The organism is Aquibacillus salsiterrae (genome assembly GCF_028416595.1).
GTDB classification, from domain to species: Bacteria; Bacillota; Bacilli; order Bacillales; family Amphibacillaceae; genus Aquibacillus_A; species Aquibacillus_A salsiterrae.
Genome location: NZ_JAMQKC010000005.1, coordinates 77,780 through 95,205 on the forward strand (window position 1 = coordinate 77,780; position 17,426 = coordinate 95,205).

Sequence of the window (17,426 nt, forward strand, 5' to 3'; positions counted from 1 at the left end):
TTGAAAAACTCACTTTCTCTGTTTTTTAGACTTTTACCGTAAACGTTGTCTTGACTTTTTCAAAGACGGGGCATATCTCAAAATAAAACTTATGGGCAGTTTACTTCCCTGTCCCTTCACTCATGAACTTAGGAGTAAACTACCCATACAAGAAGTTTGCTAGAAACACATCACATTAGGTCACTCTACCTCAATGTAATTTGCAATATTATGATAGGAAATATCTTTAACCATCCGACCTAACCTTTCGATGTTAGCTGGATATTCTCCGTTTTCCACCCACTTACCAATGATGTTACAAAGAATTCTTCTAAAGTACTCATGTCTCGTATATGAAAGAAGACTACGAGAATCTGTTAACATACCGACAAACCTAGATAATACACCAACATTTGCTAGTGTTTTGATTTGATCTTCCATCCCATCACGATGATCGTTAAACCACCAAGCAGTTCCGAACTGCATCTTCCCTGGAACTTCACCATCTTGGAAATTGCCAGCCAATGTTGCTAACATATAATTGTCACGTGGATTTAAGTTGTATAACACTGTTTTTGGAAGGCTATTTGACTTTTCTAATTCGTTAAGTAATTTTGAAAAATCATCTGCATACGTGAAGTCAGCAATCGAATCAAACCCTGTATTAGGTCCAATCTGATCGACCATTCTTGTGTTAGTACTTCTTAATCCACCAATATGAAACTGCATTGCCCAACCTTTTTCTGCATACAACTTTCCAAGATGAAGGAATACCGCTGTCTTAAATTGAACAGTTTCTTCATCAGAGATCTCCTCTTGCCTTAATGCTTTCTGAAAAATAGCTTCACACGTTTCTTCCCCAGCAAGTTGGAAAAAGGACGCATCAAGTCCGTGGTCTGAAAGCCTACAGCCAACTTCATGAAAATAATCAACTCGCTCTGACAGACCCTCTAAAAACTCCACAAACGTTGTAACATCTTTATCAGTAGCCGCCTCTAACTTTTCAATCCAATCTGGAAACGTAGCAACGTTAACGTTTAATGCACCATCCGGGCGGAAAGTCGGCAATACTTTTACGTCGAATGTATCATCTTCTTTTAACTGTAAATGGTATTCCATTGAATCAACAGGATCGTCTGTTGTACATAGTGCTCTTACATCAAATTGCTTAATAATCCCTCTAGCTGAAAAACCCGCTTGTTTTATTTTTTCATTCGTTTTATTCCAGATTGCTTCAGCTGTTTCTGGCGCCAGCTCTTCTTCAATTCCGAAACAACGCTTTAGCTCTAGGTGTGTCCAATGATAAAGTGGATTACCGATTAGCTCTGGTACAGTTTCTGCCCATTTCAAAAATTTCTCTTTTTCACTTTTTGAACCAGTCACGTATTCCTCTGCCACGCCGTTCGCTCTTAACACACGCCACTTATAATGATCTTCGCCTAACCATGCTTCCGTTATGGAGGAAAACCGTCTATCTTCAGCAATTTCTTTTGCTGTTAAATGACAGTGATAATCAAAAATTGGCATATCCTTTGCATAATCGTGATAGAGTTTTTTAGCAGTTTCTGTTTCTAATAGAAAATCATCATTTAAAAAGGCTTTCATATTATCCCTCTAGTCTCTAGAATGTTTAGTAGAATTGGATTGATCCTACATTGAACAATTAGTTGACATGCTTTATTATTTTTTTAAATCCTCTTGGTCAACATTAAATTCAATCAAATTGCCATCGGGATCGGCACAAAATAGTTGCGCAAATCCACTTTGACTATTTGGCTTTTCTACTATGTCAACATTCATCTTTTTCAGATAGTCTAACGTTTCGTAGTAATCTTTTACCCGAACTGCCATGTGGCCATCTTTCGTTTGAATTTCTTGACTGTTACGAAGTGTTTCAGACTCTTCAAAAACAATCAGGTGTAGCTGTTGGTCACCAACTTGATACCATGCTCCAGGGAAATCAAAATCTGGACGCTCAATTTCCGGAAATCCAAGTATCTCACCGTAAAAGTGCTTTGCTTTGGCTAGGTCCTTGATCGAAAGACTAACATGATGAAAACGCTCTAAATTAATCACATGACCACTCCTTAGTTTGAAGTTGTAACAGACGCATCCGCTGGCTCAACGTTGATCGCTTGGTTCTGTGCCTCAATACATAGTTCCGCTGCCCGAAACGCATGTTCTTGTGTCATTGCATTTTCGGTACCATTTAGGCAATCTAAAATAAATTGACCAAAGAACGGGTATCCAACATCCCCGGATATCTTATAGTGTTTTTCACCTTCCTGGTTAACTAAGTAGACATGGTTGGCTGAATTTTCACGAGCAATGTCAATGTACTTTCTAACCTCAATATAGCCTTCTGTACCAAGGATTGTTACCCGGCCATCTCCCCAAGTTCCAAGACCGTCTGGTGTAAACCAATCGACACGGAAGAAGAAGGTTGCGCCATTATCTGCGACAAGTGTTGCATCCCCGTAATCCTCAAATTTCGGATATTGTTTGTAATCATAGTTAGCTACTTTACTATGCAATACCTTGGCATCTTTTGCTCCTGCATAATATAAAAATTGTTCAATTTGGTGACTGCCGATATCACACAGAATTCCGCCGTAATATTCTGGGTCAAAAAACCAATCCGGACGGTTCTTTGCGTTGGCACGGTGGGGCCCAGTTCCCATGACTTGAACAACTCGACCAATCGCACCTTGTTCGACTAGTTGTCCTGCAAACACGGCACCTTCATTGTGAAGTCGCTCCCCGTAGTAGATTCCCCATTTCAGTCCGGTTTCCTCAACTTTTTCACGTGCTGCTTTTACTTGTTCTAACTTTGTAAAAGCTGGCTTATCTGCAAAATAATGTTTGCCACTATCTAATACACGAAGCCCTAAAGGCCCACGGTCACGAGGAATACTTGCACTAGCAACTAGGTTGATAGACGGGTCTTGTAAAATTCCCTCTTCAGAAGCAGCGATTGGAATACCATTATATTTGTCGCTAAATCCTTTCGCTTTTTCAGGATCAGGATCAAACACTGCCACTAGTTGGCCACCAGCTTCGATTAGTCCATTACACATTCCATAAATATGCCCATGATCAAGTCCAATTGCAGCAAACTTAAATTCCCCCTCGCTTACCACTTTGTTTGGCTTGCCTTCGGGAGCATAGTTCATCCCATCATTTCTACCCGCCATTAACGTTCATCCTCTCGATTAATTAATATTTAAGGCTTAATTATCAATATTTGTTGAAGTTAATTTTTTAGTTCGGTACTGCCCAACAGTATAAAAATCTTTATATGCCCATTTACTATTCGTTTGCTTCACTTTGGTAACGTACAAAAGTTTATGTGCTTAATAAGAAAAGGGATCAGGATTGTTTGGTAACGTATATGCATTTACGTTACCGAAACAAAGGAAAAAATAGATAAACGGTAATATATGTCAATTTATGTCACTGTTACTAAAAGAGGATGTTCAAAAAGTCCGGTAAAAAAGACACTTCTTTTCCGTTGCTCACGTATTAACTACATACGTTCCGCTACTCAAAGCTTCGCTGCCTTGAACTTCTCGGTCCTTTTTATCCTCCTTTTTGAACACGCACTAAAACGTAATTTTTTTATGTTCCCCGTATAAACTCCATCCATATCTAGTTGGTAAGATAAAATTTTTTGCGTGCCCAAAATAGACTAAATCCTTCTAATATAGACACGAAACATCTAAAGCTCCGTCAAGTTCCTCCGACGTTAATTTCCACCACTCGTTATTTCGCCACTTCCAAAGTTATCGATCGATGTTGTCTTTTCGTAGAAGTGTGTTGCATTTTTCAGAACGCCTTCTCGGGTATAAAAAGGACTTTCTTCTGTTAATGGAAGTTTTACAGTTTTGCCTAGACTAGAAGATTGATAGATTGCGGTAATTAACTCTAACGTTTTACGCCCCTGGATTCCGTCGATTAACACGTTACCATTGGTCTCAATCGCCGTTAAAACGTTATCAATTTGACCTGAATGCCCTTGGTACTTTAAGTCTTCCAACTGATCATAATAATGTTGAAGTTTATCCTCTAAATCTTTATCTTCTTTTGGAAAACCATTTTCCTGTGATTTGGAGGCCTTCAGCTTCCATGGTGCTGATACGCGTGCATTCTTCCCTTGAAAAATCAGTTGCTGTTCTTCGCCATGATGGACGACAGAGCTTGTTATTTGCGCTAGACTTCCATTGTCGTATTTCGCTATCGCAATTGAAATATCTTCAACCTCTGCATTGTCATGTGACGTGTTGCTTGATACCGCTGTTATCTCAGAAGGCATACCGTTCATCCATTGGAAAATGTCAATGTGATGTACTGCGTGATTTAATGTACAACCTCCACCTTCTTTTTCCCATGTACCGCGCCACCATAGGTCATAATAACTATGGCCACGCCACCAATAAGAGTCTACTTGTGTGTGAACGATTGGCCCCATTAGCTTCGTATCTAAAACTTGTTTCAGTTTCATCATTGGTGTGGTAAAACGGTTTTGAGCTACAACAGACAAGATTTTATTATTTTTCTTAGCCGCTGCATTCATCGCATCACATTCAGCTAGGGAGGAAGCCATTGGTTTTTCCACTAGTACGTTTGAACCTGCATGTAAAAAGTCGATGGATATTTCTGCATGGGTGTATGGTGGAGTACAAACAGAAACAAGGTCAATATCATTTCTGTTAAGTATGTCTTTGTGGTTATCATAGATGTCTGCTGTTAAATGAAATTGCTCCCTTAGTTTTTCCGCCTTTTCTGGAAAACCGTCACACATTGCGACAATTTGACATCTGTCTTGGAATTCTAAGTAGGATTTTATGTGTGCAGGAGCAATTGCACCAGCACCAATAATTGCGATTTTTAACATTTTAACTCTCCCCTTTATTGATTTAGTTCGGATGGACATCATACCCACCTACAAGTTCTTCGGATGTAACGTTACATACAGGCAACAAAATCACACGTTATTTATCTTGATCCTCATCGGGTTTATTTTCTTGTTTAACAAAGTTTTCTTTAATGTCCTCGAGAATAGCCCGGGAATTAAGCACAAGAAAGTAGCCTACTACGCTTGCGACAAAAAGGATCATGAAGTCGGAGATAATAAACATAAAAAACAACGTCATAACAATGATCCCGATATTTCCTGTTGTTATCTTTATTCTTGTAAAGCTATAGTACATCGACAGACGATAAATATCTCTTACACGAAATTTAAAATTAGCACTAATTAAAAATACATAATTTAAAATCGTAGCGAGTAGGATTAATACCACTAAAAAGATCCCGGCAAGCACTTGGTTCCTTGTTGTTGGCTCGACATTAAAATACTGAATGTCAACTACAAGAATAAAAATGACTAACAGCATCGGTAACCAAACTTTTAAACTATCACGGAAATTTAATCTGTATCCATAAAAAAAGTCTTTTGTTGGAGAAACTTCCTTTTCTCTTATTAGTTTTCCTAAAGTGTAGAATAGAGCTGCTACAGCTGGACCTGTTGGAATCAATGCTAAAAAGTAGATAACTGTATTGGAAAAACTTGGTATTAGAGTAAGAAAGAAAAATAAAAACAAAATATTACAAGCAACGAAGTAAACGTTTATTAGCGCAAGCCAATATATATTATTGGAAATAACACTTAATATTCCTTCTCCAAACTGTTTTCCGTTATCCATGATAATCCCATCCTTTTCAAATTATGTAAGTAGGTTTAAGCTATTACAATGATTTTATCATGAACAAATACAATAACAAGAAACTTATTGAAACCGATTACCAACCTTAATATTAATGCTGTCTATTACCATAGTAAAAAAGGTAAAGCTGCCTGCGATACACTGTTACAATGTATTATGCAGGCAGATTACCTCACCCTTTATGCTTTACTTATTTTTTATCCTGATATACTTTGTTTGCAAGATCAACAAATTTTTGCATACCTTTTTGTTCCAATTCCGCTACATAATCATCCCACTCAGATAGATCACGTTGACCTAAGATGAACTTAAGTGTATTTTGCTTAACATAGTCAACTAAAGGTGTACTCAATAATGTTGATTGCTCTAATTCCATTGCGTTAAACTTAATTGGCGGATCTGGAAGCAACGTTTCTTTTGTTTCCATCATGCCTTTTTGGAACTCAAGTTCTTCTTCACTCATCATAGACTGTAATAATTCAGTTGAGCCACCGTAAGAGAATACTCCACCAGAGAAACCATAATCTACGTTAAGTGCCTTCGTTCCATCTGGGTTTAGGCCAACATAATTTACGTCGTCAGCAAGCTGTCTTTTACCATTTTCGTCTTTCGTATAAGTTACGCCTTCTACACCCCATTTAGCAAACTCTTTACCTTCTGGGCTATACCATAACCAGTCGATGAATTGCATCATTGCTTCAAAGTTTGGATCATCTTTTGCTTTTGCAGAAATCATAATACCATTTTCAAGCTTTGATCCAGCCATAACTTGACCTGCAGGACCCCCTGGCATAAGGATTTTCTTCATCTTAGCTTCGCCTTCACCTAATTTTTCATCAAGGCCTTTTTGATAATCAATAACTGTTTGAGAGTTTGTATTGATTACAAATGATTGTTCTTTAAGAAGTTTTTGTACTGCTTGATCATCTTCTTGTGTCATACTTTCAGGATCAAGTAATCCTTTTTCAACAAGACCATTAAAGTATGTTACCATTTGTTTGTAACCATCTGTTGCTGGTGCAAAATAAAACTCATCTTTATCAAAATCAAATTTCAAACCGTTACCAAGTCCCCATCCAGCTCTAGTACCGAATGCAGTTGCAGCAATGTTTAGCGTACTATTGAACTCAAAACGATCTGAGAAAGGTGTACTATCTGGATAGGCTTCTTTCATTTTCTCTAAAACAACCTCTACTTCTTCCCAAGTAGTTGGTGCGTCAAGTCCTAGTTCTTCCAAAATATCTGTTCTCATTGCAAGTGTATAGTCTGGCCATACGTTCTCATGCATACCAGGTAGTAAATAGTATTTTCCGTCTTCTTGTCTTAATCCTTCTAAATAAGGCTCCATGTTATAGTCTTCGATTGTCTTTTTAAAGTTAGGCATAAGATCAATATAGTCACTTACAGGTAGGATAGCGCCTGATGACACGAATGGACCTTCTTGCCCTGGATATGTCTTAGGGATAATGTATGGTGCATCCCCAGTACTGATTAATAAGCTTCTCTTTTCTTCATAATCACTCATAGGAACTGAAGTAATATCAAAAGTAACGTTCGTTCTTTTTTCAATTTCTTCCAATAGTAACCAGTCATCTTTTAAAGGATAATTTGGGTGGTCACTGAAAAGCATTGAAAACTGAACTGGTTCTTTTGCTTTAAATTGTACACCTACATCATAATCTTCCATTGCTGCACCTGTTGCCTCTTCAGAATTAGAATCTGATCCTTTATTAGCCGAATCACTATCAGAGCCTGTTTCAGAATCACTACATGCAGCTAATACACCGAACATCATTAATAACGACATTACCATCAATAACTTTTTAAAGGATTTATTCACTTTTATTTCCCCCTCATATTTGTACTTAAGAAAAATTGTCCTTTGATTATCTCCGCCCGAGGATGAACCACCTCCTTAAAATCAACCTTGATGTGAAACGCTTACATTTACCTTTTAAATATTTGGCTTTCACCTGTGGTGAGAGCCTGAAATATTTAATTGTGTTTAACCTTTAACAGAGCCCAACATGACACCTGATACAAAGTATTTTTGGATGTAAGGGTATACACAAAGAATCGGTAATACGGTTAATACCATTGTTACAGATTTAATATTGGATGAAATCTGGTTTAGGTTATCTGCACTCGTAGCACCTGATGTTAATGAAGATTCTGCACCCTTAATCAAGTTTCTCAAATAAATGGATACCGGAAATAACTCTTTATCACTAAAGTAAAGGAATGCAGGAAACCACGAATTCCAATGTGTAACTGCATAAAATAATGTCATTGTTGCTAGAATTGGCTTAGATAACGGCAACACGATCTTCATCAGAATTCCGAATGTGTTTGAGCCATCCATAACAGCCGCTTCCTCTAGCTCATCTGGGATATTTTCGAAGAAGGTTTTCATAATTAATAAATTAAATACGCTGATTGCTGTCGGGATAACAATTGCCCACATGGTATTACCAAACCCTAATTTGTTGATTAACACGTAATTCGGTATTAACCCACCGTTAAAGAACATAGTGAATACAACAAACATTAATAAAAAGTTACGACCCTTCAAGCGTTTCTTCGCTAAAGGATACGCCATCAACGTTGATAGCACTAACGAAATAGCTGTACCTACAACCGTGTAAACGACTGTGTTTTTATAGTTAATCCAGAAAATACTATCAGACATAATTACCTTATATGTTTCAACATTGAACCCTTTTGGTATAAGACTTACTTCACCCGCTTTGATATACACTTCAGAACTAAATGATTGTGCTACAATACTTAAAAATGGGAAAAGTGTAAAATAGACAATCAGCAATAAAACAACAACGTTAAAAACTTTAAATAGTTTATACTGTGCAGATTCTTTCATCTCGCATCCTCCTTACCACAGACTGTTGTCGGTGATTCTTCTCGACATGTAATTCGCACCAAACACTAAGATTAGTCCAATGATGGATTCGAATAATCCAATCGCTGTACCGTAACTGAAGCTTGCTGACTGAATACCGATTCGGTACACATAGGTCGCAATGACATCTGCAGTTTCATAGGTTAATGGATTATATAGTAATAGAATCTTTTCAAATCCAACTTGCAAGAAGTTGCCGATATTTAAAATTAATAACACAACAATTGTTGGTAGAATTCCTGGTATCGTAATATGAAGTGTTTGCTTCCATCTGTTCGCACCGTCAATTCTCGCCGCTTCATAAAGTTCTTCATTAATTCCGGTTAAAGCAGCTAGGTAAAGAATAGCTCCCCAGCCTGTTGTCTGCCATAAATCAGACGTAATGAAAATTGTTCTAAACCACTCTGGCAGTTGAATAAAGGCATACCTTTCGCCAGTAAACATTTCAACAATGTTATTAATAGGACCATTAACTGCAACAACCTGCATAACCATACCAGCCACAACTACCATGGAAAAGAAGTGTGGTAAATAAGACACCGTTTGCACTAATCGTTTAAAACCTTTTCGCTTTACTTCGTTTAGTAATAACGCAAAAATAATTGGTGCTGGGAAAGTCAGTACTAATAACAAGAGTGCTAGAACCAACGTATTTTTCAGCACAAGATAAAACGTAGGGTCTTGCAAGAACATTTTGAAATAATAAAGCCCGACCCATTCTTCTCCTAGTATGCTTCCACCTGGTATGAACCTTCTAAAAGCGATGATGTTACCGAACATCGGTCCGTATTTAAAGATAAGAAAATAGAGAATTGGAATGACTAAGAGTGAATATAATTGCCAATCTTTCTTTATTAACTTCTTCGCCCTAACCCATCTAGTGTTGGGCTGAGGTACTTGGGTTTTCACATTTTTAGCTACTTGTTGTTCCACACTACGTTCCCCCTTTTAATACCAATGCCAAGACATTTTAATATTTTTGCTTGTCCATTTGAAAATTACACCTAAAATGAATCTCTAACTTTGATAACCTAATAGGCAAGCAATTCCCTACTGGCACCCAACCAGAAAAACGCTTTCAATTTTAAAATAAAACAAAGTACATCTCACATTAAGGCTTACCCAATAAAACTTATCGATGCAAGATGCCACTCATCGGAAAACGCTTTCAAATAGTGTAAAAATAATAAGTGATCCAGAGATTTCAAGTCCACCACTTTCTTTACGCCATTTTCATCCAGTTGAATAACCCATCTGTTTTAACACTCTAATCTAACTAGTATGTTAGTATAGTAATATGATAACCATGGTTGTAAAAAATGTCAACCGCATTCCTCAATTTAATTTCCAATTTATCTAGTTTTTTCTGTAACAAAAACGCGTATACGGCGCAAATCAATTACTATTAGAGATTCTATCCACCTATATTATTTTAATTTTTTAGATAATAATAGGTGAGAGAACCTAACATTCTCTCACCCGATTAGCAGTAGAAACATTTACACACCTGAGTACGCCATAAAACCGCCATCAACCGGTACACAAACGCCGGTAACGAATCCACTAGCTTCCGCGTCTACTAACCACAATAACGTTCCTAATAAGTCGTCTGGACTACCCAGCCGGTTCATAGGCGTTTGTGACAATATCTTTTCCGTCCTAGGTGTAGGTGAGCCGTCTTCTTTTGTGAGTAGAGAACGATTTTGATCTGTTAGGAAAAAGCCTGGAGCTATCGCATTAACTCTTAGTCCAGCATCCGCCATATGCACAGCCATCCACTGGGTAAAGTTGTTAATGGCTGCTTTAGCGGCACTATAGGCAGGCACCTTTGTCATTGGACTTGCTGCACTCATTGATGAAATGTTAATAATTGAACCTTTGGCGTCGAGCATTCGTTTAGCGAAAACTTGTGTCGGAATCAATGTTCCAATAAAATTAAGGTTGAAAACTGATTCGAAGCCCTCCGTTGTTAAATCAAAAAAAGACGTTACATCTGCATTATCCACATCTACTAGATTAAATGTTTCATTTGTCGTACTTCCCTTTGGATGATTACCGCCAGCTCCATTGATCAGTACATCTACGCGTCCATACGTATGAAATACTTCTTCTTCTGCCTTTATCACACTAGCACGATCTAATACATCACATTGGACAGGTAAAGCAGAACCACCGTCTGCCTTTATTTCTTCCGCAACACGAACAGCCTTCTCATATGTTCGGTTTAGTATTGCCACCTTCATCCCTTGTCTTGCTAATTCTTTCGCCATCGCACCACAAAGCACGCCACCACCACCTGTGACAACAGCTACTTTTTCGTTTAACCTAGCATTTAACGGTAACATATATTCACACCTTCCCCTTTCGTTCACAACCATTTACGTTTTTAATAAAGTACCTCATTAACCATTTCTTGTTCCCTTTGAATGTTTGCTCTTTCTAATGCATCCCATAATCCCCATAAATACATGATTCCTAAACCTCTGTCGTATAATCCATATCCTGGTCTACACACTTCATCCCAAATATGTCGACCATGGTCAGGACGAACGTAGCCGGTAAAGCCGATGTCATGGTAGGCTTTTACAATCTCGTATATGTCTAGTGAACCATCTTTGGTAAGATGGGATGTTTCAATGAAATCACCATTCTCGTAGCGTTTTAAGTTTCGAATATGCGCAAATGGAATACGATCAGCAAACTCTCGGATCATTGCAGCAATGTCATTTGCTTCATTCGCCCCAAGTGAACCGCTACATAACGTTACACCGTTATAAGGACTCTCAACTAACTGAAGCAGTCTCCTAATATTGTCTTGAGATGTAATTAAGCGTGGTAATCCAAAAATCGACCATGGTGGATCGTCCGGATGAATGGCCATCTTTATATCATTAACCTCTGCAACAGGGATAATCTGTTCTAAAAAGTATTGTAAATTGCCCCATAGATCCCGCGTTGAAACATCGCTATACGCTTCAAACAAATTCGTTAGTGATTTCAATCGTTCTGGCTCCCAACCAGGAATCGTAAAATCAGGATTGTTGGAAATTTCACTTACTAATTCTGCTGGTTCCAAATTCTCAACCTTTGCCTTCTCGTAAAACATTGCTGTCGAACCATCTTCCATTTCCTTAAATAAGTCAGTCCTAATCCAATCAAAGACAGGCATAAAGTTATAACAAATGACCTTTACGCCAACTTTTGAAAGGTTTTCTATTGTCTTTTTATAATTTTCAATATATTTATCCCTTGTCGGTAAACCTAGTTTAATGTCTTCGTGGACATTAACACTTTCAACGACATCAATTTGAAACCCGTATTCGTCTGCTTGTTTTTTTATTTCTAGAATTCTATCCAATGGCCATACTTCACCAACAGGAATATCATGCAGAGCCCAAACGATTCCTTCTACACCAGGGATTTGTTTGATATGTTGTAAACTTACATTGTCATTCCCATTACCAAACCACCGAAACACCATTCTCACTTTCATCCCACCCCCTATAGACTCACCCTAATAAATGGTTCTATTTTTTTCATCTGCAATACCTGACTTTCGGTAAAAGTAGGTATTCACTTGGTCCCGCCATTCTTTTGCATTAGCTAATTGCATCTTCAATCGATCTAGTACATTGTTAAAGCGAAACTCATCTATTTTATCCTCTAGCATCGTCCATTTCACGATTAGATTTTCCACCTGTTCTACCCCTTTAAAGTGGGTATTATAATAGTGCTGAATGACCGTTTCACCAGACTTTAATTTGTGCGTATACGGCACATGATGGAAGAACAGGAGCAACTCATCTGGACATTCTTCCAATGAGTTATACACTTTTTTATTTGGTGAAAAATATTGACCAGCATAGCCTGTTCCTGTTTCGATTGTTCGGTCGACACCAATTCCATTACGATCAGCAAAATGGTACGTTCCCCATCTCGAATATTCATATCCATCGACATTTGGCCCATAATGATGGTTCGGATTAACCATCCATCCAATTCCTAAAGGAGTCGTGTAATTTTCATAGATTTCCCGAGAATCTAACAACATCGATGTAATATTTTCTAACACCGTTGAATCAGATCCAAACGTGGCCAAAACCCATTCCCCGGCAATTTCTTCAGCCGTTAAATTAGGATTCCAAATGAGACGACCATACCCGTAAAGGTTAGCCTGTGCTAGCGTATTACCAGTCCAATTAATATCGTTTCCAATATTAGATACAGCTGCGATACCACTAAACTTGTAATCATATAATGACCCATCAACAATTGCTGTTACTGTCGATCCTTCCCCTTTTGCATACGTATCAAAATCTAACACTTCTTTCCACATCGGAATTAAGAAGGCTAAATCCTTTTGCTGCCCTAAATACTCCTGGGCAATTTGGAATTCAAGGATTTGATTCGTGTTCTCCATTGCACCAATCATTGGAGAAATGGGTTCTCTAACTTGGAAATCCATTGGTCCATTTTTCACTTGCAAAATAACATTATCGTGAAACTTTCCATCTAATGGCTTAAAGTGGTCATAAGCAGCGCGAGCACGATCTGTTGAACGGTCACGCCAATCTTGCATACAGTTATATACAAAACATCGCCAAACAACAATGCCATCAAAAGGTTGAAGCGCTTCTGCAAGCATGTTAGAACCATCAGCATGGTCTCTGTCATATGAGAATGGTCCAGGGCGATGTTCAGAATCCGCTTTCACAACAAACCCACCAAAGTCAGGAATATGAGCATATATTTCCTTCACTTTATCTTTCCACCACTTCTTCACATCCTGATCAAGCGGGTCAGCAGTTGTTAAATCACCTAATTCGATTGGACTTGCAAAGTTAATACTCAAAAAGGTTTTAATCCCGTAGCGACGGAAAGTATCAGCGATGTTAGCAACTTCAGGTAAAAGCTTGCTCGTAATTAGATTGGTTTCAACCTGCCATACATTTACGTTATTAATCGAAATAGCATTAATACCAACGGAGGATAGCAATCTTGCATAATCTTTGATTCGTTCTAGGTCGGTAGTAATTTGATTATTATCGAAAAATATCGAGTTTCCGGAGTATCCACGCTCCACACTGCCATCCATGTTATCCCACTGATTTAACATTCTAATTTGATTTCTTGGTGACTCGACAATAGTCAAATCGTTAATTGCTTCTCCAGTTTGGATCAGACGTAATAAATGGTGGGTTGCATAAAGTGTGCCTTTATCCGATTTCCCAACGAGTAAAAGGCAATCTCTTTTTCCATTGTTCACCGTTTGTAACAAGTAACCTTCTTCGTTTAATCGATCCATTATACTAGCATCCACACCGTAATCTGTTAAATTTATATCTTGATAAGTTCCTAATATAATAGAAGAATCTGGATCAGCATAGTTGGTAATCAGCGGTTCTTTGTCAAACATCGACGTAACCGCTTGAATTAGCTCTTGCAAAGCTGAATTCAGGATAACTGAGTCTCCAACGACAGCCAAATTTAAGCAAATTGAAGCGTATTCGTCATATTGTCGTCCGTCTTCGATTTTCTTATATTGGAGCCAGCATTGATAGGCTTCTTTCGCATTTAGTATCTCTAACACTTTACTACTCATTGCTTTAATCCCTCCATGATTAGTTACTACTGGCGCTCTCTTTGTTAGCGGTTACAATTAGTGCAATTTATAGAGTAGATCTAGATGCTACTCTATAAATTAACAGCACAGATGGAACCTATTTAAAGTATCCTGGGTAACGTAACTTGAGTTCGTCTTTTTCATAATTAACTAGATCAAGATGATCACTAATTTCTTTTGCTGCTGCATCGACATCTTTTAATTCTAAATACTCAAAAATTTTCTTGTGCTGGGATACAACACCATCCCAGTGTGTATTGGAAGCAAGTCTAAGTACCCGTAACCGGTCAAAATGGCTGTTCATTTGACGGATCATTTTCCATGTCCGAACTTTCTTACAACTTTCGAACATAATCCGGTGAAACTCTTCATCTAATTCAAACAAACGATGATGGGAGCCTTTTTCTAAGCAAAGCTCTTGCATGGCCAGATTACTTTCTAATAGAAATAATTGTTCTTGAGTACTATTTGCACAAAACTCTTCTACAATTGCTCTTTCAATTTTTTGTCTAACAAATCGACCTTCTTCAACTAATGCTAAGTCAATTTGCGAAACAATCGTTCCACTTTGCGGGAAAACACCGAGTAATTCCTCTTGTGCAAGTTTCAAAAACGCTTCACGCACCGGCGTTCTACTTACTTGTAACTGACTAGCTATTTCTTTCTCGGAGATTTTCGTACCAGGCTCTAAATCCCAATTTATTATCTTTTCTTTGATCGTTTCGTAAACAAAGTCTCTAGTTGAGCCGTTAATTCTTTTCGTTTCCGATGCAGAAATCTCCTCCACCTCGCCCTCTGTCAAAATACATACTAATCTTACACTTTAATTATACTAGTATGGTAGTTGTATATCTATTATATGGCCATTCCATGTACATTTCAATCATTAAGTTTAAGTTTTTAGGAGAAATTCCATTATCTTTTGATTTTTAGAAAAGCGCAAGTCGCACCTTGCCAACTTAAGACCTCGAGGGGGTAGGCGCCCGGAGCTAGACAGCTCTTGCATTTTTTATACTTTCTTATCTTTTTAGAAAAACTTGCCAGAATTTGCGCTTAATTTTACAATGAAACTAGGAAAACTACGACATAAAAATGGAGCGTTTAGTTAAATGGATATTCAAGAAGCGTATCAACAATTTGGGGTAACAGAAGATGCCACAGACGAAGCTATTGAACAACAGTATGAAAAATGGATCAAACGGCACCAAGCTAGTCAGTTGGACCAAAATCGAGATAGTCAGGTAGACATGGACGTCATCAACAAAGCGTATCAAACAATCAAACATAACCGTCAATTTGGGGATGAAACAAAGCCCAACTCTTCACCGTTCAAGGAAAAGCTTGAGCATTTTTTTACTTATTACAAGCTTCATACAATTGGTATTATCGTACTTATCGCCATTGTCATCGGAATTGTTCAAACCTTAGTGGATAATCAACAGCAGAAACAGGAATTAGCAAGCTTACCCCCTGCTAGTGTTAAGGTTATGTTCTTCGGTTCGTTTGTAACAGCCGACTTAACGAAACTTGATCAGACGGAAAAGCAACTAGCAGAAAATATTTTGGATAAGTTTCCTAATTGGCAACGAGTAGAAACAATTCTGAATTATTCACCTGTTGGGGTTAACAGTGAAACTGATATTGGAATGAAACAAAAAAGTGCCGCCGTTATAGCAACGGAAAAACCTGACATGTATATCATGGACCTTGAATACTTTAAGACCTATGTTACTAGTGGGATGTTTTACGCTTTAGATGACCTAAGCAATTCCATTAAAGACGACCAGCTATACGCTACTAAGGCAGAACTAGATGACGCTGAACATATTTATGGGGTTGAAATAACTGATGCGTCTGTATTTAACAAAATCCCTTACCGAGAAGAAACGAAGAAGATTGCAGCAATAAGAAAAGATGCAGCAAACAAAGAAAATGCCATGGAATTAATTTTAAAACTTTCAAGTACAGCGAAATAAGAAGATGTATTTCAGGGAAAAGCAGCGTACCAACCCAAGCAAATAGGGTTAGTGCGCTGCTTTTGTTAGAGTTCATGTGAAAATTATGCTGTATCATCTACCGAATGAATGTGTATGAAGTGGGCATAAAAGCATTGTTAACGGAGGATGTCTTCTCCTGTTTTTTCCGGGTTTACTTGTTGCCAGAATGGATAACCTTCCACATCCCCTTTTACCCCAAGGGCATAAGCACCGATTCGATTTCCAAACTGTACTGCTTTTTTGTAATCCCACTCTCTTATTAAACCTGACAAAAAGCCGGCAGCAAATCCATCACCTGCGCCAACCGTATCGATAATTGATTTCACTTCATATCCAGGTACATAGGCACTTTCATCCTTTGTTGCAAAATAAGCACCCTTCGCTCCAAGCTTAACAACGACTGCTTGAACCTTCCCCTTTAACAGTGCAGCTGCAATTTTTTCAGGTTCCGTTTCACCAGTTATTAATTCACCTTCTTCAATTCCAGGTAAAACAATATCTGATTGGAGTGCAATATCAAGTAACGTTTCCTTTGCCTCTTGTTTCGACCATAGCTTCAATCGAACATTAGGATCAAAGACAATCTTTGCTTCGCTTTGTCTTGCAAGCTTGATTGCGTGATAAATCGTTTCCTTACAACTCGCACTTAATGCTGGCGTTATCCCAGTTAAGTGGACAAACTTCGCCTGTTTAAAATAGGCTTGGTCAATATCCAAAGGCTTCATCTCACTTGCAGCTGAATGCTTTCGGTAATAATAAACTTTAGGATCTTGTCCTGGTTGACTTTCCTTAAAATAAACAGCAGTTGATGCTAGTTTAGCAAATGTTACCTGGGATGTATCGACACCTTCACCTCGAATAAAATTACGTATGTATAAACCAAATTCATCATCACCAAGTTTACTAATCCAGCCCACTTGATGCCCTAGCCTTGATAAGGCAATCGCTACATTTGATTCTGCGCCGCCGATTGTTTTATGAAAGCTATTAACAAAACGCAGTGGTCCGTCTGTATCAGGCGTCAACAAAATCATGCTTTCTCCTAACGTAACAACATCCATATTAGCACTCCTTGTATTTATATTTTATAAGAACACATTTTATAAGAACGCTTACAGAAAGATTACCACTTTTCATTATTCTTTTCATTAGTTTACATTTTTTTGATAAAGGCTGCCCGATAT

The 17,426-nt window shown here is 38.0% G+C and carries 14 protein-coding genes; 1 reads left to right on the plus strand and 13 read right to left on the minus strand.

Annotation, left to right across the window (positions count from 1 at the left end):
• Positions 1 to 180: 180 nt before the first annotated feature.
• The 12 genes from uxaC to NC799_RS08245 form a co-directional block, all read right to left on the minus strand.
• A complete protein-coding gene (gene uxaC / locus NC799_RS08190; RefSeq protein WP_272445931.1) occupies positions 181 to 1,584 on the minus strand; it encodes a glucuronate isomerase in 1,404 nt (467 codons plus the stop codon).
• A 75-nt stretch (positions 1,585 to 1,659) separates the two neighbouring features.
• A complete protein-coding gene (locus NC799_RS08195; RefSeq protein ID WP_272445932.1) occupies positions 1,660 to 2,055 on the minus strand; it encodes a VOC family protein in 396 nt (131 codons plus the stop codon).
• An 11-nt stretch (positions 2,056 to 2,066) separates the two neighbouring features.
• Positions 2,067 to 3,173, minus strand: coding sequence for a Gfo/Idh/MocA family protein (locus tag NC799_RS08200; protein WP_272445933.1), 1,107 nt, complete (start codon positions 3,171 to 3,173; stop codon positions 2,067 to 2,069).
• A gap of 551 nt (positions 3,174 to 3,724) precedes the next feature.
• Positions 3,725 to 4,873 carry a Gfo/Idh/MocA family protein gene (locus tag NC799_RS08205; protein WP_272445934.1) on the minus strand — a complete coding sequence of 383 codons (1,149 nt, stop codon included), beginning with the start codon at positions 4,871 to 4,873 and terminating at the stop codon, positions 3,725 to 3,727.
• A gap of 97 nt (positions 4,874 to 4,970) precedes the next feature.
• On the minus strand, positions 4,971 to 5,684 hold the full coding sequence (locus tag NC799_RS08210; protein WP_272445935.1) for a YesL family protein: 714 nt from the start codon (positions 5,682 to 5,684) through the stop codon (positions 4,971 to 4,973).
• Positions 5,685 to 5,895: 211 nt separating this feature from the next.
• On the minus strand, positions 5,896 to 7,545 hold the full coding sequence (locus tag NC799_RS08215) for an ABC transporter substrate-binding protein (protein ID WP_272445936.1): 1,650 nt from the start codon (positions 7,543 to 7,545) through the stop codon (positions 5,896 to 5,898).
• A gap of 165 nt (positions 7,546 to 7,710) precedes the next feature.
• On the minus strand, positions 7,711 to 8,583 hold the full coding sequence (locus NC799_RS08220; protein ID WP_272445937.1) for a carbohydrate ABC transporter permease: 873 nt from the start codon (positions 8,581 to 8,583) through the stop codon (positions 7,711 to 7,713).
• A gap of 12 nt (positions 8,584 to 8,595) precedes the next feature.
• Positions 8,596 to 9,531: an ABC transporter permease gene (locus NC799_RS08225; RefSeq protein ID WP_272446085.1), complete on the minus strand. Its 936-nt coding sequence runs from the start codon at positions 9,529 to 9,531 to the stop codon at positions 8,596 to 8,598.
• A 590-nt stretch (positions 9,532 to 10,121) separates the two neighbouring features.
• On the minus strand, positions 10,122 to 10,967 hold the full coding sequence (locus tag NC799_RS08230) for an SDR family oxidoreductase (protein ID WP_272445938.1): 846 nt from the start codon (positions 10,965 to 10,967) through the stop codon (positions 10,122 to 10,124).
• Positions 10,968 to 11,008: 41 nt separating this feature from the next.
• Positions 11,009 to 12,109 (minus strand): mannonate dehydratase, encoded by a 1,101-nt coding sequence (uxuA, locus tag NC799_RS08235; RefSeq protein ID WP_272445939.1) that lies wholly within the window; start codon positions 12,107 to 12,109, stop codon positions 11,009 to 11,011.
• A gap of 27 nt (positions 12,110 to 12,136) precedes the next feature.
• Positions 12,137 to 14,224, minus strand: coding sequence for an alpha-glucuronidase family glycosyl hydrolase (locus NC799_RS08240; RefSeq protein WP_272445940.1), 2,088 nt, complete (start codon positions 14,222 to 14,224; stop codon positions 12,137 to 12,139).
• Between the two features lie 118 nt (positions 14,225 to 14,342).
• Entirely contained in the window at positions 14,343 to 15,032 is a 690-nt protein-coding gene (locus tag NC799_RS08245; RefSeq protein ID WP_417006673.1) for a GntR family transcriptional regulator, read from the minus strand.
• A gap of 322 nt (positions 15,033 to 15,354) precedes the next feature.
• On the opposite strand from NC799_RS08245, the gene NC799_RS08250 reads away from it, so the two are divergent.
• Positions 15,355 to 16,221, plus strand: coding sequence for a J domain-containing protein (locus NC799_RS08250; protein WP_272445941.1), 867 nt, complete (start codon positions 15,355 to 15,357; stop codon positions 16,219 to 16,221).
• A gap of 137 nt (positions 16,222 to 16,358) precedes the next feature.
• On the opposite strand, the gene NC799_RS08255 is transcribed toward NC799_RS08250, so the two are convergent.
• On the minus strand, positions 16,359 to 17,303 hold the full coding sequence (locus NC799_RS08255; RefSeq protein ID WP_272445942.1) for a sugar kinase: 945 nt from the start codon (positions 17,301 to 17,303) through the stop codon (positions 16,359 to 16,361).
• Positions 17,304 to 17,426 lie beyond the last annotated feature (123 nt).

What these genes read in the sequence shown, in the direction of transcription:
- uxaC (WP_272445931.1), bottom strand. Translation starts at nt 1,584, where the DNA reads ATGAAAGCCTTTTTAAATGATGATTTTCTATTAGAAACAGAAACTGCT.
- NC799_RS08200 (WP_272445933.1), bottom strand. Translation starts at nt 3,173, where the DNA reads ATGGCGGGTAGAAATGATGGGATGAACTATGCTCCCGAAGGCAAGCCA.
- NC799_RS08205 (WP_272445934.1), bottom strand. Translation starts at nt 4,873, where the DNA reads ATGTTAAAAATCGCAATTATTGGTGCTGGTGCAATTGCTCCTGCACAC.
- NC799_RS08210 (WP_272445935.1), bottom strand. Translation starts at nt 5,684, where the DNA reads ATGGATAACGGAAAACAGTTTGGAGAAGGAATATTAAGTGTTATTTCC.
- NC799_RS08220 (WP_272445937.1), bottom strand. Translation starts at nt 8,583, where the DNA reads ATGAAAGAATCTGCACAGTATAAACTATTTAAAGTTTTTAACGTTGTT.
- NC799_RS08230 (WP_272445938.1), bottom strand. Translation starts at nt 10,967, where the DNA reads ATGTTACCGTTAAATGCTAGGTTAAACGAAAAAGTAGCTGTTGTCACA.
- NC799_RS08240 (WP_272445940.1), bottom strand. Translation starts at nt 14,224, where the DNA reads ATGAGTAGTAAAGTGTTAGAGATACTAAATGCGAAAGAAGCCTATCAA.
- NC799_RS08250 (WP_272445941.1), top strand. Translation starts at nt 15,355, where the DNA reads ATGGATATTCAAGAAGCGTATCAACAATTTGGGGTAACAGAAGATGCC.
- NC799_RS08255 (WP_272445942.1), bottom strand. Translation starts at nt 17,303, where the DNA reads ATGGATGTTGTTACGTTAGGAGAAAGCATGATTTTGTTGACGCCTGAT.